Origin of the sequence: Pelomonas sp. CA6 (assembly GCF_022549225.1) — a bacterium.
Lineage (GTDB): Bacteria > Pseudomonadota > Gammaproteobacteria > Burkholderiales > Burkholderiaceae_C > Roseateles.
The window spans coordinates 1-342 of record NZ_JAKZFD010000069.1 but is presented as its reverse complement, the minus strand read 5'-3'; the positions used below and the strand labels follow the sequence as shown (position 1 = coordinate 342).

The 342-nt window shown below is 64.3% G+C and carries 1 pseudogene; it reads right to left on the bottom strand.

From position 1 onward, the window contains the following. Positions 1-342, bottom strand: a pseudogene (locus LZ017_RS21925) (IS3 family transposase); the annotation flags it as partial.

Sequence of the window (342 nt, the reverse complement as noted above, 5' to 3'; positions counted from 1 at the left end):
ACGCAGCGCTTGTGCCCGCATGAGCCGTTCAATGCGATGTAAGCCGCAGCGTCCGCCCTGCGCCAGCAGGTCATGCCAAACACGCCGTGCGCCGTAGGTGCGGTCGCTGGCCATAAAGCTCTGGCGCACCTGCGCGCCCAACTGCTCGTCGTCCAAGCTGCGCCGGCTGCGCGGGCGCGTCACCCACGCATAGAAGCCGCTTCGCGAGACACCGAGCGCCTCGCACAACAGATTGACCGTCCACGCCCCTCGGTGCTTCGCGACGAAGCCGAACTTCACATCGACTCCTTGGCGAAGAAGGCCGCGGCTTTTTTTAAGATGTCGCGCTCCATCTTGAGCTTG